This is a genomic window from Streptomyces sp. NPDC002817 (assembly GCF_053592055.1).
The window spans coordinates 74,358-96,498 of sequence record NZ_JBSFUY010000023.1; the positions used below are offsets into that span (position 1 = coordinate 74,358).

At 69.6% G+C, this 22,141-nt stretch carries 18 protein-coding genes; 16 read left to right on the top strand and 2 right to left on the bottom strand.

The window, feature by feature from the left end; translation table 11 throughout:
- Positions 1-79: 79 nt before the first annotated feature.
- Positions 80-688 (bottom strand): beta-class carbonic anhydrase, encoded by a 609-nt coding sequence (locus tag ACWD3I_RS33555; RefSeq protein WP_451084253.1) that lies wholly within the window; start codon positions 686-688, stop codon positions 80-82.
- Between the two features lie 354 nt (positions 689-1,042).
- Here ACWD3I_RS33555 and rsmH point away from each other — a divergent pair, with 354 nt between their 5' ends.
- The 16 genes from rsmH (at position 1,043) to ACWD3I_RS33635 (ending at position 18,718) form a co-directional block, all read left to right on the top strand.
- Positions 1,043-1,999, top strand: coding sequence for a 16S rRNA (cytosine(1402)-N(4))-methyltransferase RsmH (gene rsmH, locus ACWD3I_RS33560; RefSeq protein WP_365396173.1), 957 nt, complete (start codon positions 1,043-1,045; stop codon positions 1,997-1,999).
- Between the two features lie 60 nt (positions 2,000-2,059).
- The gene (locus ACWD3I_RS33565; protein WP_365396170.1) at positions 2,060-2,578 is read left to right on the top strand and encodes a septum formation initiator family protein; all 519 of its coding nucleotides are present in this window, start codon (positions 2,060-2,062) and stop codon (positions 2,576-2,578) included.
- Positions 2,579-2,583: 5 nt separating this feature from the next.
- Positions 2,584-4,545, top strand: coding sequence for a peptidoglycan D,D-transpeptidase FtsI family protein (locus ACWD3I_RS33570; RefSeq protein ID WP_451084254.1), 1,962 nt, complete (start codon positions 2,584-2,586; stop codon positions 4,543-4,545).
- A gap of 174 nt (positions 4,546-4,719) precedes the next feature.
- Complete coding sequence (locus ACWD3I_RS33575) at positions 4,720-6,240, top strand: UDP-N-acetylmuramoyl-L-alanyl-D-glutamate--2,6-diaminopimelate ligase (protein ID WP_365396165.1); 1,521 nt, start codon at positions 4,720-4,722, stop codon at positions 6,238-6,240.
- 4 nt (positions 6,241-6,244) lie between these two features.
- Positions 6,245-7,645: a UDP-N-acetylmuramoyl-tripeptide--D-alanyl-D-alanine ligase gene (locus ACWD3I_RS33580; RefSeq protein WP_365396162.1), complete on the top strand. Its 1,401-nt coding sequence runs from the start codon at positions 6,245-6,247 to the stop codon at positions 7,643-7,645.
- A complete protein-coding gene (gene mraY / locus ACWD3I_RS33585; RefSeq protein ID WP_365396159.1) occupies positions 7,642-8,715 on the top strand; it encodes a phospho-N-acetylmuramoyl-pentapeptide-transferase in 1,074 nt (357 codons plus the stop codon). The genes ACWD3I_RS33580 and mraY overlap by 4 nt, the downstream gene beginning before the upstream one ends.
- Entirely contained in the window at positions 8,697-10,115 is a 1,419-nt protein-coding gene (murD, locus tag ACWD3I_RS33590; protein ID WP_365396156.1) for a UDP-N-acetylmuramoyl-L-alanine--D-glutamate ligase, read from the top strand. The genes mraY and murD overlap by 19 nt, the downstream gene beginning before the upstream one ends.
- Positions 10,116-10,135: 20 nt before the next feature.
- Entirely contained in the window at positions 10,136-11,485 is a 1,350-nt protein-coding gene (ftsW, locus tag ACWD3I_RS33595) for a putative lipid II flippase FtsW (RefSeq protein WP_365396153.1), read from the top strand.
- 6 nt (positions 11,486-11,491) lie between these two features.
- The gene (gene murG / locus ACWD3I_RS33600; RefSeq protein WP_046263054.1) at positions 11,492-12,589 is read left to right on the top strand and encodes an undecaprenyldiphospho-muramoylpentapeptide beta-N-acetylglucosaminyltransferase; all 1,098 of its coding nucleotides are present in this window, start codon (positions 11,492-11,494) and stop codon (positions 12,587-12,589) included.
- Positions 12,590-12,614: 25 nt separating this feature from the next.
- Positions 12,615-13,409 carry a cell division protein FtsQ/DivIB gene (locus ACWD3I_RS33605; protein WP_365396150.1) on the top strand — a complete coding sequence of 265 codons (795 nt, stop codon included), beginning with the start codon at positions 12,615-12,617 and terminating at the stop codon, positions 13,407-13,409.
- 276 nt (positions 13,410-13,685) lie between these two features.
- Entirely contained in the window at positions 13,686-14,876 is a 1,191-nt protein-coding gene (ftsZ, locus tag ACWD3I_RS33610) for a cell division protein FtsZ (RefSeq protein ID WP_365396147.1), read from the top strand.
- On the top strand, positions 14,873-15,601 hold the full coding sequence (gene pgeF / locus ACWD3I_RS33615) for a peptidoglycan editing factor PgeF (protein ID WP_365396144.1): 729 nt from the start codon (positions 14,873-14,875) through the stop codon (positions 15,599-15,601). Before ftsZ ends, pgeF begins: the two co-directional genes overlap by 4 nt.
- 6 nt (positions 15,602-15,607) lie before the next feature.
- Positions 15,608-16,327 (top strand): YggS family pyridoxal phosphate-dependent enzyme, encoded by a 720-nt coding sequence (locus ACWD3I_RS33620; RefSeq protein WP_365396141.1) that lies wholly within the window; start codon positions 15,608-15,610, stop codon positions 16,325-16,327.
- 130 nt (positions 16,328-16,457) lie between these two features.
- A complete protein-coding gene (locus ACWD3I_RS33625) occupies positions 16,458-17,099 on the top strand; it encodes a cell division protein SepF (protein WP_046263059.1) in 642 nt (213 codons plus the stop codon).
- A 49-nt stretch (positions 17,100-17,148) separates the two neighbouring features.
- On the top strand, positions 17,149-17,439 hold the full coding sequence (locus ACWD3I_RS33630) for a YggT family protein (RefSeq protein WP_037937545.1): 291 nt from the start codon (positions 17,149-17,151) through the stop codon (positions 17,437-17,439).
- Between the two features lie 52 nt (positions 17,440-17,491).
- Positions 17,492-18,718 (top strand): DivIVA domain-containing protein, encoded by a 1,227-nt coding sequence (locus ACWD3I_RS33635; RefSeq protein ID WP_365396137.1) that lies wholly within the window; start codon positions 17,492-17,494, stop codon positions 18,716-18,718.
- Between the two features lie 193 nt (positions 18,719-18,911).
- Here the strand turns inward: ACWD3I_RS33635 and ileS are convergent, their stop codons facing one another.
- The gene (gene ileS, locus ACWD3I_RS33640; RefSeq protein ID WP_365396134.1) at positions 18,912-22,049 is read right to left on the bottom strand and encodes an isoleucine--tRNA ligase; all 3,138 of its coding nucleotides are present in this window, start codon (positions 22,047-22,049) and stop codon (positions 18,912-18,914) included.
- Positions 22,050-22,141 lie beyond the last annotated feature (92 nt).

Sequence of the window (22,141 nt, forward strand, 5' to 3'; positions counted from 1 at the left end):
CGCGATATGTCGGGGCTTGCGGCCTTTTGGGCACCCCTGAACCGGAAATCAACAGGAGAACGACAGCTTCGGTGGTGGGTCAGGAGGGGTCGATCTCGCGCAGCAGGCCCGTCTTCACGTCGAACACGAAGCCACGGACGTCGTCGGCGTGCAACAGGAACGGCGAGGTGCGCACCCGCTGCATGGACTGCCGTACGTCCTGGTCGACGTCCCGGAAGGACTCCACGGCCCAGGCCGGGCGCTGGCCGACCTCCATCTCCAGGTCGGTGCGGAAGTCCTCGGTGATCTGCTCCAGGCCGCAGCCGGTGTGGTGGATGAGCACGACGCTGCGGGTGCCGAGCTTGCGCTGGCTGATGGTGAGCGAACGGATCACGTCGTCGGTGACCACGCCGCCCGCGTTGCGGATGGTGTGGCAGTCGCCGAGCTCCAGGCCGAGCGCCTTGTGCAGGTCGAGACGGGCGTCCATGCAGGCCACCACGGCCACGTGCAGGACGGGACGGGCGTCCATGCCGGGGTCGGTGAAGGCGGAGGCGTACCGCTCGTTCGCCTCGACGAGACGGTCGGTGACGGTGTCGCCCGGTATGGCGCCTTCGGTTGCGGTGGCGCCGGATGCAGAAGTCGTCATAGCCACGACGGTACTGGTCACAGCCGTTCCGGTCCTGTCGTGAGAAGGGAAAAAGAGCGTCATCACGTCCTTCGTGTGAGGTAACCCACAGCGGGCGGTATGCGTCCGAGCGGGTGATTTCCGGTGGCCCGTCGCTCCGTCCCGGAGCCGGGCCGCGACGCGCAGGCCGGTTGATTGACCGCGAGTCACCGTGGACTAAAGTGACGCGAAGCGGGAGGCGAGGTCTCCCTGCTGGACTGAATTCCCCAGGAGAAACCGGCCAGGTCGCCGGATCTCCCCACGTGCGCGGCGCGCACGTACGGCTCGGCCTCCTCCCGCTCCCGGCCGGCTGACGCTCTTGGCGCCGGCAGGCCTCCCCTTCACGAGCGGGCGGGGACCCGGCGGTGCGTACCGCCTCGCCGGATCTGAGAGGGCCCCTTGAGCCAGAGTCGACACGTCCCGGTGATGCTCCAGCGGTGCCTGGACATGTTGGCCCCCGCCCTCCAGGCCCCCGGAGCGGTCGTCGTCGACTGCACGCTCGGCCTCGGCGGCCACAGCGAGGCCCTCCTCCAGCAGTTCCCCGAGGCCCGGCTCGTCGCCCTCGACCGCGACAAGGAGGCCCTGCGCCTGTCCGGCGAGCGCCTCGCGCCGTACGGGGAGCGCGCCACCCTCGTCCACGCGGTCTACGACGAGCTGCCCGAGGTGCTGGAGCGGCTCGGCCTCCCGCGCGTGCAGGGCGTCCTCTTCGACCTCGGCGTCTCCTCCATGCAGCTCGACGAGGCCGACCGCGGCTTCGCCTACGCCCAGGACGCCCCGCTCGACATGCGCATGGACCAGACGACCGGCGTCAGCGCCGCCGAGGTCCTCAACACCTACCCGGCCGGCGAACTCGTACGGATCCTGCGGGCGTACGGCGAGGAGAAGCAGGCCAAGCGGATCGTGTCCGCGATCGTGCGCGAGCGCGACAAGGAGCCCTTCTCCTACAGCGCGCGGCTCGTCGAGCTGATCCGGGACTCCCTGCCGCAGGCCGCCAAGCGCACCGGCGGCAACCCGGCCAAGCGCACCTTCCAGGCGCTGCGCATCGAGGTCAACGGTGAACTGGCCGTCCTGGAGCGGGCGATCCCGGCCGCCGTGCAGGCCCTCGCGGTCGGCGGGCGGATCGCCGTCCTGTCGTACCACTCGCTCGAGGACCGCCTGGTCAAGCAGGTGTTCGCGGCCGGTGCCGCCACCACCGCGCCCCCCGGGCTGCCGGTCGTCCCCGAGCAGTACCAGCCGCGGCTCAAGCTGCTCACGCGCGGTGCCGAACTTCCCACGGAGGAAGAGATCGCCGAGAACCGGCGAGCGGCTCCCGCGCGGTTGCGCGGCGCCGAGCGCATCAGGGAGGCGCTGGAATGACGGACACGAGGGGGCCGGGGCGCGTGAGCGAGTACGGAAACCGGACTCACTGGAGGTGCAGTGAGCAGGAAACCTGAACTCAAGGGCCGGGCCGCTCGGCTGGCACGGCTCTTCCCGACCACGGGGGGCCGAGGGCAGGCCGCCCGCACCCCGTTCGTCCTCCTCGTCGTCCTGCTTCTGGGCGGCGGTCTCATCGGGCTCCTCGTGCTGAACTCCGCGCTCTCCGAAGGGTCGTTCAAACTCGACGACCTCCAGAAGGAGACCAAGAGCCTCACCGACCAGGAGCAGGCCCTCCAGCGGGACATCGACTCCTACTCCGCCCCGGACGCCCTCCAGCGCCGCGCCCGAGAGCTCGGCATGGTCCCCGGCGGCGATCCCGCCTTCCTCGACCCCGACGGCACCGTCAAGGGCGTCCCGGGCGCCGCGGCCGAACAGTCCTCGGCCCAGGTCGTACAGCCGCCCGAGGCGATCGTCCCGCTGACCGCCACGTCGGCGCCCCCTTCGCCGTCGCCCACTCCGACTCCCACGCCCACCCCCTCCACCGCCCCGTCCTCCGCGACCCCGACCCCCGGCAGGTGACGGAAGTGTCCGACAGGGAACCGCCGCGCCGCCGCGTGCCCGGACCCACCAGGCCCGCCCCCGACGCCCGACGGCGCCCCGCGGGCCCCGGAGCCCGCCCGGCCCGCCGCCCGGCGCCCCGCCCCCAGGCCGCGCGCCCCACTGGCCCGCGCATCATCCGGCTCGGCAGTCCCCGGCCCCGGCTCCGCATGGTCGGCCTCGGCCTGACCCTCGTACTGATCGCCTTCTCCGTACGGCTGCTCCAGGTCCAGGCCGTCGACGCCGGCACCTACGCCGCCAAGGCCGAGCAGAACCGGTACGTCGGCTACACCCTGGCCGCCGAGCGCGGCCAGATCACCGACCGCTCCGGCGTGGCCCTGGCGACCAGCGTGGACGCGTACGACATCACGGCCGACCCCACGCTCTTCAGCCGCGAGCAGCTCAAGATCGACGACGGACCCGAGCAGGCCGCCGCCCTGCTCGCCCCGATCCTCGGCCAGGACCAGACCGGGCTGACCGAGAAGCTGCGGACCAAGGGGCAGTACGTCAAGCTCGCCGGCCGGCAGACGCCGCAGGTCTGGAAGCAGATCAAGGACCTCAAGAGCGCACTGGCCACCAAGGCCGACGACGACCGCACCACCGTCAATGTCCTCGCCGGTGTCTTCGCGGTCGCCACCAGCAAGCGCGTGTACCCGAACAGCGACCTCGCCGCCGGGATACTGGGCTGGGTCAACGCAGACGGCAAGGGCGGCGGCGGGGTCGAGCAGAAGCTGAACACCCTGCTGTCCGGCAAGGACGGCAAGATCCGCTACGCCCAGTCCGGCGGCCGCCAGGTCCCGACCGCGGGCTCCACCGAGACCCCGGCGGTCCCCGGCAGCGACGTCGAGCTCACCATCGACCGGGACATCCAGTGGGCCGCGCAGGACGCCATCACCGAGCAGGTGAAGAAGTCCAAGGCGGACCGCGGGTACGTGATAGTGCAGGACACACAGACCGGCGAGATCCTCGCCATGGCCAACTCGCCCGGCTTCGACCCGGGCGACCTGTCCCAGGCCGATCCGAGCACCCTGCACAACTGGGCTCTGGAGGACGCCTACGAGCCCGGCTCCACCGCCAAGGTCATGTCGATGGCCGCCGTGCTGGAGGAGAACGTCGCCACGCCGCAGACGCACGTCGTCGTGCCCAACCGGCTGCACCGCGGCGACCGGCTCTTCAAGGACGACATCGACCACGAGACCTGGTACCTCACGCTCAACGGCGTGCTCGCCAAGTCCAGCAACATCGGCACCATCCTGGCGACCGGCCAGCTCGGCAAGACCCAGGCGCAGGCCAACCAGGTCCTCTACTCGTATCTGCGCAAGTTCGGCCTGGGCAGCTACAGCGGCCTCGGCTTCCCCGGCGAGACCAAGGGCATCCTCGCGGCGCCGCAGGACTGGTCGACCTCGCAGCAGTACACGATTCCTTTCGGCCAGGGCGTCTCCCTCACCGCGATGCAGGCCGCGTCCGTCTACTCGACGATCGCCAACGGCGGCGTACGCGTCGAACCCACGCTCGTCCGCGGCACCCAGGGACCCGACGGACGCTTCACGCCCGCCGCGAAGCCCGAGAAGTCCAGGGTGATCAGCGAGAAGACGGCGAAGACCCTCGCCCGGATGCTGGAGTCGGTCGTGGACGACCGGGAGGGCACCGGCGCCAAGGCGCGCATTCCCGGCTACCGGGTCGCGGGCAAGACGGGTACGGCCAACCGCGTGGATCCGGCCACCGGCAAGTACCACGGCTACACCTCCTCGTTCGCCGGATTCGCGCCCGCCGACAACCCCCGCGTCACCGTCTACTGCGCCATCCAGAACGCCACCAAGGGCAGCTACTTCGGCGGCCAGATCTGCGGACCCGTCTACAAGCAGGTCATGGAGTTCGCCCTGAAGACCCTCCAGGTCCCGCCCACCGGGGCCAAGTCCGCCAGCCTCCCCGTCACCTTCAAACCCTGACCTGCACTGCTCGGCACGGAACCACCCAGGAACCAGCTCGTGACAACGATCACTCCCGATTCCGGGAACCAGGGCGCGCCCGTGCCCTCACTTCGCTCCGAACGGGGTGTGCCCGGTACGCTCACCGCCGTGCCACACGCTGATCAGTCCCAAACCACCCAGAAGGGCCATCCCGTGACATATCCCGGGCCGCCCAGGCCGGTTCAGGTCTCCGCCACACCCCTCGCGGAGCTCGCCGGTCAACTGGGTGCCGAACAGCCGGGGAACACCGCGGAGGTCACGGGCATCACCCATGACTCGCGGGCCGTCCGCCCCGGCGACCTGTACGCCGCCCTCCCGGGTGCCCGCCTGCACGGCGCCGACTTCGTCACCCAGGCCGCCGGCCTCGGCGCGGTCGCCGTGCTGACCGACCCGACCGGCGCCGAACGCGCCGCGGCGACGGGGCTTCCGGTGCTGGTCGTCGACGACCCGCGCGCGCGGATGGGCGAACTCGCGGCCACCATCTACGGCCGTCCGGGCCGCGATCTGCTCCAGATCGGCATCACCGGCACCTCCGGAAAGACCACCACCGCGTACCTGGTGGAGGGCGGCCTGAAGGCCGTCCGAAACACCGGACTCATCGGCACCGTCGAGATGCGGATCGGTGACGAGCGCATCAAGTCCGAGCGCACCACCCCCGAAGCCACCGATCTCCAGGCCCTGTTCGCGGTCATGCGCGAGCGCGGTGTCGAGGCGGTCGCGATGGAGGTGTCCAGCCACGCGCTGGTGCTCGGCCGGGTCGACGGCTGTGTCTTCGACATCGGCGTCTTCACCAACCTCAGCCCGGAGCACATGGAGTTCCACTCCGACATGGAGGACTACTTCCGGGCCAAGGCACAGCTCTTCACGCCGAAACGCAGCCGGCTCGGCGTGGTCAACGTCGACGACGAGTACGGCCGCAGGCTCGCCAAGGAAGCCACGGTCCCGGTCGTCACCTTCTCCGCCGAGGGCCACCCCGACGCCGACTGGCGTGCCGAGGACGTCCAGGTCGGTCCGATGGACTCGACGTTCACCGTGGTCGGCCCCAAGGGCGAGCGGATCGCCGCCAGGTCACCGATCGCCGGGCCCTTCAACGTGGCCAACACCCTCGCCGCGATCACCGCTCTCGCCGCCGCGGGCCTCGACCCGCAGACCGCCGCCGACGGCATCGCCGCGGTGCCGGGCGTGCCGGGGCGCCTGGAGCGCGTGGACGCCGGTCAGCCGTATCTCGCGGTCGTGGACTACGCCCACAAGACGGACGCCGTCGAGTCCGTTCTCAAAGCGCTCCGCAAGGTCACCGAGGGCAAGCTGCACATCGTGCTCGGCTGTGGCGGGGACCGCGACACGACCAAGCGCGCGCCGATGGGCGCCGCCGCGGCCCGGCTCGCCGACACCGCCGTACTGACCTCCGACAACCCCCGCTCGGAGGACCCGCTCGCGATCCTTGCAACCATGCTCGAGGGTGCGGCGTCCGTACCGGCACACGAGCGCGGCGAGGTCCAGGTCTTCGAGGACCGGGCCGCCGCGATCGTCGCCGCCGTCTCCCGCGCACAGCCGGGCGACACCGTGCTGGTCGCGGGCAAGGGCCACGAGCAGGGCCAGGACATCGCCGGAGTGGTCCGTCCCTTCGACGACCGCCAGGTGCTTCGAGAAGCCATCCAGAAGACCCAGGGATGAACTTGTGATCGCCCTCTCTCTCGCCGAGATCGCCTCAGTCGTCGGCGGGCAGACCCACGACATACCGGATCCGTCCGTCCAGGTCACCGGATCCGTGGTCCGGGACTCCCGCGAGGTGGAGCCCGGCAGTCTCTTCGTCGCCTTCGTCGGCGAACGCGTCGACGGCCACGACTTCGCGGAGCAGGTCGTCGCGTCGGGCGCGGTCGCCGTACTGGCGTCGCGGCCCGTCGGTGTGCCCGCGATCGTCGTGGACGACGTGCAGCGGGCCCTCGGTGCCCTCGCCCGTCATGTCGTACGACGTCTCGGCGCGACCCTCGTCGCCCTGACCGGCTCGGCGGGCAAGACCAGCACCAAGGACCTGATCGCCCAGGTGCTGCAGCGCAAGGCCCCGACGGTGTGGACCCCCGGCTCGCTCAACAACGAGATCGGGCTGCCGCTGACCGCCCTCAGCGCCACCGACGAGACGAGGTTCCTCGTCCTGGAGATGGGCGCCCGCGGCGTCGGCCACATCCGCTACCTCACGGATCTGACGCCCCCGAAGATCGGCCTCGTCCTCAACGTCGGCACCGCCCACATCGGCGAGTTCGGCGGCCGGGAGCAGATCGCGCAGGCCAAGGGAGAGATCGTCGAGGGTCTGCCGGCGGACGGCACGGCCGTTCTCAACGCCGACGATCCTCTCGTACGGGCCATGGCATCCCGTACGAAGGCGAAGGTGATCCTTTTCGGAGAGTCCGACGAAGCGGACGTACGCGCCGAGAACGTGAGACTCACGGACACCGGACAGCCCTCCTTCAGGCTTCGCACACCCTCCGGTGCAAGCGACGTGACCATGCGCCTGTACGGTGAGCACCACGTGTCGAACGCGCTCGCAGCGGCCGCCGTCGCCCATGAGCTGGGTATGTCCGCGGAAGAGATCGCCACCGCGCTCTCCGAGGCGGGCTCCCTCTCCCGCTGGCGGATGGAGGTCACCGAGCGCCCGGACGGCGTGACCGTCGTCAACGACGCCTACAACGCCAACCCAGAGTCCATGCGGGCCGCCTTGCGCGCCCTGGCAGCCATGGGCCGGGGGCGGCGGACCTGGGCGGTGCTCGGCAAGATGGCCGAGCTCGGGGACGAGGCGCTCGCCGAGCACGACGCGGTCGGACGGCTCGCCGTCCGGCTCAACGTCAGCAAGCTCGTCGCGGTCGGGGGCAGGGAAGCGTCCTGGCTCCAACTGGGCGCATATAACGAGGGTTCGTGGGGTGAGGAGTCGGTGCACGTGTCCGACGCACAGGCGGCGGTCGACCTGTTGCGCAGTCAGCTGCGCCCGGGAGACGTCGTACTCGTGAAGGCGTCCCGTTCGGTCGGCCTGGAGAGCGTCGCCACGGCGCTGCTCGGCGCCGAGGGTGAGGTTGCCGCCCGATGATGAAGCAGATCCTGTTCGCAGGAGTCATTGGTCTGTTCCTGACCCTGGTCGGCACCCCGCTGCTGATCAAGCTGCTCGCGCGCAAGGGGTACGGCCAGTACATCCGCGACGACGGCCCGCGTGAGCACGCCAGCAAGCGCGGTACGCCGACGATGGGCGGTATCGCCTTCATCTTCGCGACGGTGGCCGCCTACTTCCTGTCCAAGATCATCACCGGCTACCCGCCGACCTACTCGGGTCTGCTGGTGCTCGGCCTGATGGTCGGCATGGGTCTGGTCGGCTTCCTCGACGACTACATCAAGATCGTCAAGCGGCGCTCGCTGGGCCTGCGGGCCAAGGCCAAGATGGCCGGTCAGCTGATCGTCGGCATCAGCTTCGCGGTGCTCGCGCTGATGTTCCCGGACGCCCGCAACAACACCCCGGCCTCCGACAAGCTGTCGTTCATCACGGACTTCGGCTGGAAGATCGGCCCGGTGCTGTTCGTGGTCTGGGCGCTGTTCATGATCCTCGCGATGTCGAACGGCGTGAACCTGACGGACGGTCTGGACGGCCTGGCCACCGGCGCCTCCGTACTCGTCTTCGGTGCCTACACCTTCATCGGTGTCTGGCAGTTCCAGGAGTCCTGCGCCAACGCGACCACCCTGACCAACCCGGGGGCCTGCTACGAGGTGCGAGATCCCCTGGACCTCGCGGTCATCGCCTCGGCGCTGATGGGCGCCTGCCTCGGCTTCCTGTGGTGGAACACCTCGCCGGCGAAGATCTTCATGGGCGACACCGGTTCGCTCGCCCTCGGCGGTGTCCTCACGGGCCTGGCGATCTGCTCCCGCACCGAGCTCCTCGTGGCCATCATGGGCGGTCTGTTCGTCCTCATCACGATGTCGGTCGTCATCCAGGTCGGCTCCTTCAAGCTCACCGGCAAGCGTGTCTTCCGAATGGCGCCGCTCCAGCACCACTTCGAACTCAAGGGCTGGTCGGAAGTCCTTGTCGTGGTCCGTTTCTGGATCATCCAGGGCATCTGTGTGATCGTCGGCCTGGGGCTCTTCTACGCGGGATGGGCAGCGGAAAAGTGACCGACTGGCAGGGGAAGCACGTCACCGTCGCCGGACTCGGCGTCTCCGGCGTCCCGGCGGCCAAGGTGCTGCACGCGCGTGGAGCGATCGTCACGGTCGTCAACGACGGCGACGACGCACGCGCGCGTGAGCAGGCCGCCGAACTGGAGGCACTGGGCATCCCGGTGCGTCTCGGCGACGGTGCGACCCTGCCCGAGGGCACCGAGCTCATCGTCACCGCACCCGGCTGGAAGCCCGACAAGCCGCTGTTCACGGCGGCCCGCGAGGCCGGCGTCGAGGTCTGGGGCGACGTGGAGCTCGCCTGGCGGCTGCGCGGCCCCGACGCGGCCCCCTGGCTCGCGATCACGGGCACCAACGGCAAGACCACGACCACCCAGATGCTGGCGTCCATCCTGAAGGCGGCCGGCCTGCGCACCGCCGCCGTCGGCAACATCGGCGTCTCCCTGCTGGACGCGGTGCTCGGCGAGGAGCAGTACGACGTACTCGCCGTGGAGCTGTCGAGCTACCAGCTCCACTGGGCCCCCTCCCTGCGCGCCCACTCCGCCGCCGTCCTGAACCTGGCGCCGGACCACCTCGACTGGCACGGCTCCATGCAGGCGTACGCCGCCGACAAGGGCCGTATCTACGAGGGCAATCGCGTCGCCTGTGTCTACAACGTGGCCGACAGGGCCACCGAGGACCTGGTGCGCGAGGCGGACGTCGAGGAGGGCTGCCGGGCCATCGGCTTCACCCTCGGCGCCCCTGGCCCCTCCCAACTCGGCGTCGTGGACGGCATCCTGGTCGACCGCGCCTTCGTCGAGAACCGGCAGAAGAACGCCCAGGAGCTCGCCGAGATCTCCGACGTCAACCCGCCGGCCCCGCACAACATCGCCAACGCCCTTGCCGCGGCGGCGCTCGCACGCGCCTTCGGGGTGCCCCCCAAGGCCGTACGGGACGGTCTGCGGGCCTTCACTCCGGACGCGCACCGCATCGCGCACGTGGCCGACGTGGACGGCGTCGCCTATGTCGACGACTCCAAGGCCACCAACACCCACGCGGCGGAAGCCTCGTTGGCGGCGTACGAGTCCATCGTCTGGATCGCGGGCGGGCTCGCCAAGGGCGCTTCCTTCGACGAACTGGTCGCCAAGTCGGCAAAGCGACTTCGTGCTGTCGTTCTGATCGGCGCCGACCGGGCTCTGATCCGCGAAGCCCTCGCGCGACACGCGCCGGAAGTACCCGTGGTCGACCTCGACCGGACCGACACTGGGGCGATGCTCCAGGCGGTGACGGAGGCGAAGCGGCTGGCACAGCCCGGCGACACGGTGCTGCTGGCCCCGGCCTGTGCCTCCATGGACATGTTCACCAACTACAACAAGCGCGGTGACGCGTTCGCGGAGGCGGTTCGCGAACTCGGCTCCTGACCGACGTAGCGGAGGCTCTGATGCCCAGCAGCCGTACCGGCCGACCGCCCGTGCAGCGGGCCGTCAGACGCCCCGCCGCTTCCCGGACAGCGCGCCAGAATCCCGTCCAACGGCTCTACACACGCGCGCGCAACGCCTGGGACCGGCCGCTGACGGCGTACTACCTGATCCTCGGCGGCAGTCTGCTGATCACCGTGCTCGGTCTGGTGATGGTCTACTCGGCCTCCCAGATCAAGGCGCTGCAGATGTCGCTGCCGGGCTCGTACTTCTTCCGCAAACAGCTCCTGGCCGCCGCGATCGGCGCCGTACTGCTGCTCGTCGCCTCGCGGATGCCGGTGAAGCTGCACCGGGCGCTGGCCTACCCGATCCTCGCGGGCGCCGTGTTCCTCATGGCGCTGGTGCAGGTGCCGGGGATAGGGATGGCGGTCAACGGCAACCAGAACTGGATCGCGCTCGGCGGTTCCTTCCAGGTCCAGCCCAGTGAGTTCGGCAAGCTCGCCCTGGTGCTGTGGGGCGCCGACCTGCTGGCCCGCAAACAGGACAAGAAGCTGCTGACCCAGTGGAAGCACATGCTGGTGCCGCTCGTCCCGGTCGCCTTCATGCTGCTCGGGCTGATCATGCTCGGCGGCGACATGGGTACCGCGATCATCCTCACAGCGATCCTTTTCGGCCTTCTGTGGCTCGCGGGGGCGCCGACCCGGCTGTTCGTCGGGGTACTGTCGGTCGCCGCCGCGATCGGCGTGATCCTCATCAAGACCAGCCCCAACCGGATGGCCCGGCTCCAGTGCATCGGCGCCACCGACCCGGGCCCGGGCGACGCCTGCTGGCAGGCCGTGCACGGAATCTACGCGCTCGCATCCGGCGGAATCTTTGGCTCCGGGCTCGGCGCCAGTGTGGAAAAATGGGGCCAACTCCCGGAAGCGCACACGGACTTCATCTTCGCCGTCACCGGTGAGGAGCTGGGCCTGGCGGGGACGCTGTCGGTGCTGGCCCTCTTCGCGGCTCTAGGCTATGCGGGTATCCGCGTGGCCGGCCGCACGGAGGACCCCTTCGTCAGGTATGCCGCGGGAGGCGTGACCACTTGGATCACCGCACAAGCGGTGATCAACATCGGTGCGGTGCTCGGCCTGCTGCCGATCGCCGGTGTCCCGCTCCCGCTGTTCTCCTACGGAGGATCCGCCCTGCTGCCGACCATGTTCGCCATCGGGCTGCTGATCGCCTTCGCACGTGACGAGCCCGCTGCACGGGCAGCGCTTTCGCTGCGGCAGCCCCGCTTTGGTAGAAAGCGGGGTGGCGGGGGGCCCACGGGGCCTCGGAGATGGAACACGATGCGACGGCGTGCCTCGGCGCGTTCGTCCGGAGAGCGGTGAATTTCGGTGCATGTCGTACTCGCCGGTGGGGGGACCGCCGGCCACATCGAGCCCGCGCTCGCCCTCGCGGACGCCCTGCGCAGGCAGGACCCGACCGTGGGGATCACGGCCCTCGGCACGGAGCGCGGCCTGGAGACCACGCTCGTCCCGCAGCGCGGCTATGAGCTCGCGCTGATCCCGGCGGTGCCGCTGCCACGCAAACCCACCCCTGAGCTGATCACCGTCCCGGGCCGGCTGCGCGGCACGATCAAGGCCGCCGAGCAGATCCTGGAGCGCACCAAGGCGGACGCCGTCGTCGGCTTCGGCGGTTACGTGGCCCTGCCCGGCTATCTCGCCGCCAAGCGGCTCGGGGTGCCGATCATCATCCACGAGGCCAACGCCCGCCCCGGCCTCGCCAACAAGATCGGCTCGCGGTACGCCGCCCAGGTCGCCGTCTCCACGCCGGACAGCAAGCTCCGGGGCGCCCGCTACATCGGCATCCCGCTGCGTCGCACGATCGCCACCCTCGACCGGGCCGCGGTCCGCCCCGAGGCCCGCGCGATGTTCGGCCTCGACCCCAACCTGCCGACCCTCCTGGTCTCCGGCGGCTCCCAGGGCGCCCGCCGGCTCAACGAGGTCGTCCAGCAGGTCGCCCCCTGGCTCCAGCAGGCCGGCATCCAGGTCCTGCACGCGGTCGGCCCGAAGAACGAACTGCCGCAGGTGCACCAGATGCCGGGGATGCCCCCGTACATCCCGGTACCGTACGTGGACCGGATGGACCTCGCGTACGCCGCGGCCGACATGATGCTCTGCCGTGCGGGCGCGATGACCGTCGCCGAACTCTCCGCCGTCGGACTGCCGGCCGCCTACGTCCCGCTGCCCATCGGCAACGGCGAACAGCGGCTCAACGCCCAGCCGGTGGTCAAGGCCGGCGGCGGTCTGCTGGTCGACGACGCGGAGCTCACCCCCGAGTGGGTCCAGCAGAACGTGCTGCCCGTGCTCGCCGACCCGCACCGGCTCTACCAGATGTCCCGCGCCGCCGCCGAGTTCGGCCGCCGGGACGCCGACGACCTGCTCGTCGGCATGGTGTACGAGGCGATCGCCGCCAACCGTGCACACCGCTAGGCACATGTGACGAAGGGCAGGCAGCGTGGCCGGAACGACGACCGCCGAGCGCGGTGAACGCCAGCAGGAGTCGTCCGGCCCGCCCCCTGTCCGACGGTTGAGGGTGCCTCGGCCTCGTACGATCATCGTTCTCGCCGTCGTGCTGGTCCTGCTGGGCGCGGGCGGCGTCTGGGCCCTGTACGGCTCGCAGTGGCTGCGCGTGGAGCGGGTGGCAGTCTCCGGTACCGATGTTCTTACGCCCGGACAGGTACGCGAGGCGGCCGACGTACCGGTCGGATCGCCGCTGGTTTCCGTCGACACCGATGCGATTGAGGCACGGTTGCTCCGGAAATTGCCCCGAATTGACTCGGTTGACGTGGCCCGCTCCTGGCCTCATGGAATCGACCTGAAAGTGGTCGAGCGCACTCCGGTTCTGATTGTCGAAAAGGGCGGAAAGTTTGTCGAAGTGGACGACGAAGGCGTCCGTTTTGCCACGGTTTCCCAAGCCCCGAAAGACGTTCCCGCACTGGAATTGACGGTCTCCGAGTCGGGCTCCGCGGCCGCAAGTCTGCGCCGCTTCGGCGAGGACCGGCTCGTGCGCGAAGCCGTCCGGGTCGCCGGTGACATTCCGGCCGCCGTCGCGAGGAGTGTCCGGACCGTCAAGGTGCGTTCGTACGACGACATCTCACTGGAGTTGGGCGACGGCAGGACGGTTGCGTGGGGGAGTGGCGAGAAGGGTGCCGCCAAGGCCCGTACGCTCACCGCTCTTCTGAAAGCGGCGCCCGATGCGCGGTACTTCGACGTCTCGGTCCCCACCGCCCCTGCGTCATCAGGGAGTTGACGTACATTCGCGCAGGCCAGCACCCTGGTTGGCTACCGCTACGGCTGATCACATAGGGTGAAAAGAAAAACGGGAGGTTCGGCGTGTTCGTTGAACGTGCGCCACTTGTCGACTTAGTGTCCTGTTCAGAAGACTCCAGGGAACAGACACACTGGTAACCCTAAACTTCAACGTTAGGGTTCGGGTCGGCGCTATGGACCGTCCCATTCGGCATCCGTCGCGTATCGCATCACCCGCGAGACGACGACACGTAACTCGAGGCGAGAGGCCTTCGACGTGGCAGCACCGCAGAACTACCTCGCAGTCATCAAAGTCATCGGTGTCGGCGGCGGTGGTGTCAATGCCATCAACCGGATGATCGAGGTCGGTCTCAAGGGCGTCGAGTTCATCGCCATCAACACCGACGCTCAGGCGCTGTTGATGAGCGATGCCGACGTCAAGCTCGACGTCGGCCGCGAACTCACCCGCGGACTCGGCGCCGGAGCCAACCCGGCCGTCGGCCGCAAGGCGGCCGAGGACCACCGCGAGGAGATCGAGGAGGTCCTCAAGGGGGCCGACATGGTCTTCGTGACGGCCGGCGAAGGCGGCGGCACCGGTACCGGCGGCGCGCCCGTCGTGGCCAACATCGCCCGCAATCTCGGCGCCCTCACCATCGGCGTGGTCACCCGCCCCTTCACCTTCGAGGGCCGCCGTCGCGCCAACCAGGCCGAGGACGGCATCGCGGAACTCCGCGAAGAGGTCGACACCCTCATCGTCATCCCCAACGACCGGCTGCTGTCCATCTCGGACCGCCAGGTCTCGGTCCTCGACGCCTTCAAGTCGGCCGACCAGGTCCTGCTCTCCGGTGTCCAGGGCATCACCGACCTCATCACCACGCCCGGTCTGATCAACCTCGACTTCGCCGACGTCAAGTCGGTCATGTCCGAGGCCGGTTCGGCGCTCATGGGCATCGGCTCGGCCCGCGGCGACGACCGCGCGGTGGCCGCCGCCGAGATGGCGATCTCCTCGCCGCTCCTCGAGGCCTCCATCGACGGCGCCCGCGGCGTCCTCCTGTCCATCTCCGGTGGTTCCGACCTCGGTCTGTTCGAGATCAACGAGGCCGCCCAGCTGGTCTCCGAGGCGGCCCACCCCGAGGCCAACATCATCTTCGGCGCGGTCATCGACGACGCCCTCGGCGACGAGGTACGTGTCACGGTGATCGCGGCCGGCTTCGACGGCGGCCAGCCGCCGGCCCGTCGGGACACCGTCCTCGGTTCGACCTCGACCTCGGCCCGCCGCGAGGAGCCCACTCCGGCACGGCAGACCGAGTCCCGCCCGTCCTTCGGCTCGCTCGGCAGCGTCACGCCGAAGGAGGAGCCGGAGCCCGAGCCGGTGGCCGACCTCCCGGTCGCCCCGCCGGTCCCGCCGTCGCGGACCTACTCGGACAGTGCGGCCGAGGAGCTGGACGTGCCGGACTTCCTGAAGTGATAGGACAGCGCGACACCGTGAGCGGCGCGCACTTCGCCTTCACCGACAGGTGGGGCGGGGTGAGCGCCGTTCCGTACGAGGAGCTCAACCTCGGCGGGGCGGTCGGCGACGACGCCGGCGCCGTACGCACGAATCGCGAACTGGCCGCCAAGTCGCTGGGGATCGACCCCGGCCGGGTGGTCTGGATGAACCAGGTGCACGGGGCGGAGGTGGCCGTGGTCTCCGAGGCATGGGGTGACCGTCCGGTGCCGGAGGTCGACGCCGCCGTCACCGCCGAGCGCGGCCTCGCCCTCGCCGTCCTCACCGCCGACTGCACGCCCGTTCTGCTCGCCGACCCCGTCGCCGGAGTCGTCGGCGCGGCCCACGCGGGGCGGCCCGGCATGATCGCCGGGGTCGTTCCCGCCGCCGTACGGGCCATGACCGAACTCGGCGCCGAGCCCGCCCGGATCGTCGCCCGCACCGGACCCGCCGTCTGCGGCCGGTGCTACGAGGTGCCGGACGCGATGCGCGCCGACGTGGCCGCCGTCGAACCGGCGGCGTACGCCGAGACGAGCTGGGGCACTCCCGCGGTGGACGTGACCGCCGGAGTGCACGCGCAGCTCGAACGGCTCGGGGTGCGCGACCGGGAGCAGTCGCCGGTGTGCACGCTCGAGTCGGGCGACCACTACTCGTACCGCCGCGATCGCACCACGGGGCGACTCGCGGGATATGTCTGGCTGGACTGAGAGAGCATGACGGACCGTAAGGGCGAACTCGCCGCAAACCTGGCGCAGGTGGAGGACCGGATCGCCGCCGCGTGCGCGGCCGCGGGCCGCAAGCGCGAGGAGGTGACCCTGATCGTGGTCACCAAGACCTACCCCGCGAGCGATGTGCGCATGCTGTCGGAACTCGGGGTGCGCGACGTCGCCGAGAACAAGGACCAGGACGCGGCACCCAAGGCCGCCGAGTGTTCGGATTTGCCGCTGACTTGGCATTTCGTGGGCCAGCTGCAGACCAACAAGGTGCGTTCTGTGGCTGGTTATGCCGATATGGTGCAATCCGTCGACCGTGGTCGACTCGTCACGGCGCTCTCCAGGGAAGCGGAGCGGCAGGGGCGGGAACTCGGCTGTCTGATCCAGGTCGCGCTCGACGCGAGCGAAGGCGGACGCGGGGAGCGCGGGGGCGTCGGACCCGATGGAATCGAAGAGTTGGGCGAACTCGTGGCGGAGGCGCCGGGTCTGCGGCTGGCGGGTCTGATGACCGTCGCGCCGCTCACCGGTGTTTACGCGGGACGCGAACTCGCTGCGTTCGAGCGGTTGATGGATTTGTCGACCGACCTGCGCCGAGCCCATCCGGCTGCGAACATGGTGTCGGCAGGGATGAGTGCGGATCTCGAGCAGGCCGTGGCGGCCGGAGCGACACATGTGCGCGTCGGTACGGCGGTACTCGGAGTCCGCGCGAGGCTCGGGTAACGTCGCCAGGAAGTCGGACCACAGCAGAAAATATGGTCATTACCGCCGAAAGGCGGGTGTAACGACCACGTGGATCGCGGGCACTTGGCAGTTCGTCAGCCGATCCACCACAGAGCGGAGGACTCAGAGCATGGCCGGCGCGATGCGCAAGATGGCGGTCTACCTCGGCCTCGTGGAGGACGATGGTTACGACGGCCGCGGTTTCGACCCCGATGACGACTTCGAACCCGAACTGGACCCGGAGCCCGAGCGTGACCACCGGCGGCATGAGCCGGTGCACCAGGCGCACAGCGCACATCAGTCCCAAAGGGACGAAGAGGTGCGAATCGTACAGCCGTCGGTGTCGCGTGAGCCGATCGCCCGTTCCGCTTCGCTGGCCGCTGAATCCGGACGTCCCGCGCGGATCGCGCCCGTGGCGTCCATCACACAAGAACGTCAAAGCCTGGAGAAGAACGCACCGGTGATCATGCCCAAGGTCGTGTCGGAACGAGAGCCTTACCGGATCACCACGCTTCACCCGCGGACCTACAACGAGGCCCGTACCATCGGGGAACACTTCCGTGAGGGCACCCCGGTGATCATGAATCTGACTGAGATGGATGACACAGACGCCAAGCGACTTGTCGACTTTGCGGCTGGTTTGGTGTTTGGTCTTCACGGCAGCATCGAGCGGGTGACGCAGAAGGTGTTCCTGTTGTCGCCTGCTAACGTCGATGTCACGGCGGAGGACAAGGCCCGTATCGCAGAGGGCGGGTTCTTCAATCAGAGCTGAGACAGCCGACCGGTAAGAAGTAGGAACAGGGGAGAGGGAAAGACAGGCCATGGGCGTGTTCGCGCAGGTGATCTACATCGCGCTGATGGTGTTCCTCATCGTGCTCATCTTCCGGTTGGTCATGGACTACGTCTTCCAGTTCGCCCGCTCGTGGCAACCTGGCAAGGCGATGGTGGTCGTTCTGGAGGCCACCTACACTGTCACCGATCCACCGCTGAAGCTTCTGCGGCGGTTCATCCCGCCGCTGCGTCTCGGGGGCGTGGCGCTCGACCTGTCCTTCTTCGTACTGATGATCATCGTCTACATCTTGATCTCCATCGTGGGGAATCTCGCGAGGTGACAGTGGACGATACGGTCTTGCCGACTGCCGATGACTACGTTGAGGTGAAGAGATGCCGTTGACCCCCGAGGACGTGCGGAACAAGCAGTTCACGACCGTCCGCCTCCGAGAAGGCTATGACGAGGACGAGGTCGATGCCTTCCTCGATGAGGTCGAAGCCGAACTGACGCGCCTGCTGCGCGAGAACGAGGACCTGCGCGCCAAACTGGCCGCGGCGACGCGTGCTGCTGCCCAGAACCAGCAGAACATGCGCAAGCCTCCGGAGGGCCCCGGCGGCCCCCAGGACCAGCAGCAGGGCGGAATGCAGCAGCAGGGTATGCCGCAGCAGGGTATGCCCCAGCAGGGTGGAATGCCGCAGCAGGGCATGCGTGGGCCCGGCGGCCCCGTGCCGGCCGGCATATCGGGCCCGCCGCAGCAGCAGATGGGCGGCCCCATGGGTGGCCCGCCCCAGCTGCCGAGCGGTGCGCCGCAGCTGCCTGCCGGTCCCAGCGGTCAGGGTGGCCCGCAGGGTCCCGGCCCGATGGGTCAGGGTCCCGGTCCGATGGGTCAGGGTCCGATGGGCCAGGGTCCGATGGGTGGCCAGCCCCCCATGCAGCAGCAGATGGGCGGCCCCATGGGCGGTCCGATGGGTGGCCCCATGGGCGGTGGCCCCATGGGCGGCCCCGGTCAGGGTCCCGGTGGCGACAGCGCCGCGCGTGTCCTCTCGCTGGCCCAGCAGACCGCCGACCAGGCGATCGCCGAGGCGCGTTCCGAGGCCAACAAGATCGTCGGCGAGGCGCGTTCGCGTGCCGAGGGTCTTGAGCGTGACGCCCGTGCCAAGGCGGACGCCCTGGAGCGGGACGCGCAGGAGAAGCACCGCGTCGCGATGGGCTCCCTGGAGTCCGCCCGCGCCACGCTGGAGCGCAAGGTCGAGGACCTGCGTGGCTTCGAGCGCGAGTACCGCACGCGGCTGAAGTCCTACCTGGAGTCGCAGCTGCGTCAGCTGGAGACCCAGGCCGACGACTCGCTGGCCCCGCCGCGCACGCCCGCGACCGCGTCGCTTCCGCCGTCCCCGGCGCCTTCCATGGCCCCGGCCGGCGCGAGCGCCCCGTCGTACGGCGGCAACCCGGGCGGCATGGGCGGAGCCCCGGCTCCGGCGGCGCCGTCCTACGGTGGCCAGCAGCAGATGTCGCCCGCGATGACCCAGCCGATGGCTCCGGTCCGGCCGCAGGGCCCCGGCCCGATGGGCCAGGCCCCGTCGCCGATGCGCGGGTTCCTCATCGACGAGGACGACAACTGACGAGTTGTAGTACGCCTTAGGCGTCGGCAGCGTTCAAAGGGGCGAGCCCTGGACTCCGGTCCGGGGCTCGCCCCTTTTACGCGTGTTGATCGCCGTGCCTGTGCTTGCGCCTGCGCTTGTGTCTGTGCAGGCGAGGGAACCGGAAGGGCCCGGCCCCCCGAGTGGGGGGACCGGGCCCTCGGCTGTCCTGCGGTTACGCCTTGCGCAGGCGGAACGTCAGCGACAGACCCTCGTCGGTGAAGGCATCGCCGTATGTGGCGTCCGCCTCACCCTGGTTGAAGGCGGTCGCCAGGACCTCGTCGGCGATCAGGCCCGCGTGCTCGGTCAGGGCCGCGATCACCGCCGGGTCCGTGGACGTCCAGCGCAGCGCGATGCGGTCGGCCACGTCGAGGCCGCTGTTCTTGCGGGCCTCCTGGATCAGACGGATCGCGTCACGGGCGAGGCCTGCCTGCCGCAGCTTCTCGGTGATCTCCAGGTCGAGAGCGACCGTCGCACCCGAGTCGGACGCCACCGACCATCCCTCGCGCGGTGTCTCCGTGATGATCACCTCGTCCGGGGCCAGGGTGATCGTCTCGCCGTCGACCTCGACCGACGCCGTGCCCTCGCGCAGGGCGAGGGACAGGGCGGCCGCGTCGGTGTTCGCGACGGCCTTCGCCACGTCCTGGACGCGCTTGCCGAAACGCTTGCCCAGGGCGCGGAAGTTGGCCTTGGCGGTGGTGTCCACCAGGCTGCCGCCGACCTCGCTCAGCGACGCCAGGGACTCGACGTTCAGCTCCTCTGTGATCTGCGCGTGCAGTTCACGGTCGAGGGCGTCGAAGCCGGTCGCGGCGATGAGCGCACGGGACAGCGGCTGACGGGTCTTCACGCCCGACTCCGCGCGCGTGGCCCGGCCCAGCTCCACGAGCCGGCGCACCAGGACCATCTGCTTCGACAGCTCCGGGTCGATGGCGTCGAGGTCCGCCTCCGGCCAGGACGCCAGGTGCACCGACTCCGGGGCGCCCGGGGAGACCGGAACCACCAGGTCCTGCCAGACCCGCTCGGTGATGAACGGGGTCAGCGGGGCCATCAGCTTCGTCACCGTCTCGACGACCTCGTGCAGCGTGCGCAGCGCGGCCTTGTCGCCCTGCCAGAAGCGGCGACGGGAGCGGCGGACGTACCAGTTGGACAGGTCGTCGACGAACGCGGACAGGAGCTTGCCGGCGCGCTGGGTGTCGTACGCCTCCAGAGCCTGCGTCACCTGGTCGGTGAGCGCGTGGAGTTCGGACAGCAGCCAGCGGTCCAGGACCGGGCGGTCGGCCGGGGCCGGGTCGGCCGCGGACGGCGCCCAGTTCGACGTACGCGCGTACAGGGCCTGGAAGGCGACCGTGTTCCAGTACGTCAGGAGCGTCTTGCGGACGACCTCCTGGATCGTGCCGTGGCCCACGCGGCGGGCCGCCCACGGGGAACCGCCGGCCGCCATGAACCAGCGCACCGCGTCCGCGCCGTGCTGGTCCATCAGCGGGATCGGCTGCAGGATGTTGCCCAGGTGCTTGGACATCTTGCGGCCGTCCTCGGCGAGGATGTGGCCGAGGCACACGACGTTCTCGTACGAGGACTTGTCGAAGACCAGGGTGCCGATGGCCATGAGGGTGTAGAACCAGCCGCGCGTCTGGTCGATGGCCTCGGAGATGAACTGCGCCGGGTACCGGCTCTCGAACAGCTCCTTGTTCTTGTACGGGTAGCCCCACTGCGCGAAGGGCATCGAACCCGAGTCGTACCAGGCGTCGATGACCTCCGGCACGCGCGTGGCGGTCTTCGCGCACTGCGGGCAGTCGAAGGTGACGTCGTCGATGAACGGGCGGTGCGGGTCCAGGCCCGCCTGGTCCGTGCCCGTCAGCTCGGTGAGCTCCGCGCGGGAGCCGACCACGGTCAGGTGGTCGTCCTCGCAGCGCCAGATCGGCAGCGGGGTGCCCCAGTAGCGGTTGCGGGACAGCGCCCAGTCGATGTTGTTGTTCAGCCAGTCGCCGTACCGGCCGTGCTTGACCGTGTCCGGGAACCAGTTGGTCTTCTCGTTCTCCTGGAGGAGACGGTTCTTGACCTCGGTGGTGCGGATGTACCAGGACGGCTGCGCGTAGTAGAGGAGCGCGGTGTGGCAGCGCCAGCAGTGCGGGTAGCTGTGCTCGTACGGGATGTGCTTGAAGAGGAGGCCGCGCTGCTGGAGGTCCGCGGTGAGCTGTTCGTCCGCCTTCTTGAAGAAGACGCCGCCGACGAGGGGGACGTCCTCCTCGAAGGTGCCGTCGGGGCGGACGGGATTCACCACGGGCAGGCCGTACGCGCGGCAGACCTTGAGGTCGTCCTCACCGAAGGCGGGGGACTGGTGGACCAGGCCCGTACCGTCCTCGGTCGTGACGTATTCGGCGTTGACGACGAAATGTGCCGCTTCCGGGAACTCCACGAGCTCGAACGGACGTTGATAGGTCCAGCGTTCCATCTCGGTGCCGGTGAAGGACTGGCCGGTGGTCTCCCAGCCCTCGCCGAGCGACTTGGCGACGAGCGGCTCGGCGACGACGAGCTTCTCCTGGCCGTCGGTCACCACGACGTAGGTGACGTCGGGATGGGCGGCGACCGCGGTGTTGGAGACCAGCGTCCAGGGCGTGGTCGTCCACACCAGGAGCGCGGCCTCACCGGCGAGCGGACCGGAGGTGAGCGGGAAACGGACGTACACGGACGGGTCGACGACCGTCTCGTAGCCCTGCGCCAGCTCGTGGTCGGAGAGGCCGGTGCCGCAGCGGGGGCACCAGGGGGCGACACGGTGGTCCTGGACCAGCAGGCCCTTGTTGAAGATCTCCTTGAGCGACCACCAGACCGACTCGATGTACTCGGGGTCCATCGTGACGTAGGCGTCGTCGAGGTCGACCCAGTAGCCCATGCGGGTCGTCAGCTCGGAGAAGGCGTCGGTGTGGCGCAGCACGGAGTCGCGGCACCTGGCGTTGAACTCCGCGATGCCGTACGCCTCGATGTCCTGCTTGCCGGAGAAGCCGAGCTCCTTCTCCACCGCGAGCTCCACCGGGAGGCCGTGGCAGTCCCAGCCGGCCTTGCGGGCCACGTGGTAGCCGCGCATGGTGCGGAAGCGGGGGAAGACGTCCTTGAAGACGCGCGCCTCGATGTGGTGGGCGCCGGGCATGCCGTTGGCGGTGGGCGGGCCCTCGTAGAACACCCACTCGGGGCGGCCCTCGGACTGCTCCAGGCTCTTGGCGAAGATCTTCTGCTCGCGCCAGAAATCGAGCACGGCGTGCTCGAGGGCGGGCAGGTCGACCTGGGCGGGCACCTGGCGGTACGTAGGCGATGTCATCAGCGAGCTTCCTCCGGCGGACTTGCTGCCTTCCGTCCGGAGGGACGAGAGCTGTCTTGTGTACGCCGGTTTCGGCGCGCTCCCGCGGTACC

Coding starts and splice junctions, on each gene's coding strand:
- ACWD3I_RS33625 (WP_046263059.1), top strand. CDS start 16,458: ATGGCCGGCGCGATGCGCAAGATGGCGGTCTACCTCGGCCTCGTGGAG.
- ACWD3I_RS33555 (WP_451084253.1), bottom strand. CDS start 688: ATGACGCTCTTTTTCCCTTCTCACGACAGGACCGGAACGGCTGTGACC.
- ileS (WP_365396134.1), bottom strand. CDS start 22,049: ATGACATCGCCTACGTACCGCCAGGTGCCCGCCCAGGTCGACCTGCCC.
- ftsW (WP_365396153.1), top strand. CDS start 10,136: ATGCCCAGCAGCCGTACCGGCCGACCGCCCGTGCAGCGGGCCGTCAGA.
- ACWD3I_RS33620 (WP_365396141.1), top strand. CDS start 15,608: ATGACGGACCGTAAGGGCGAACTCGCCGCAAACCTGGCGCAGGTGGAG.
- ACWD3I_RS33635 (WP_365396137.1), top strand. CDS start 17,492: ATGCCGTTGACCCCCGAGGACGTGCGGAACAAGCAGTTCACGACCGTC.
- murD (WP_365396156.1), top strand. CDS start 8,697: ATGGGCAGCGGAAAAGTGACCGACTGGCAGGGGAAGCACGTCACCGTC.
- mraY (WP_365396159.1), top strand. CDS start 7,642: ATGATGAAGCAGATCCTGTTCGCAGGAGTCATTGGTCTGTTCCTGACC.
- ACWD3I_RS33630 (WP_037937545.1), top strand. CDS start 17,149: ATGGGCGTGTTCGCGCAGGTGATCTACATCGCGCTGATGGTGTTCCTC.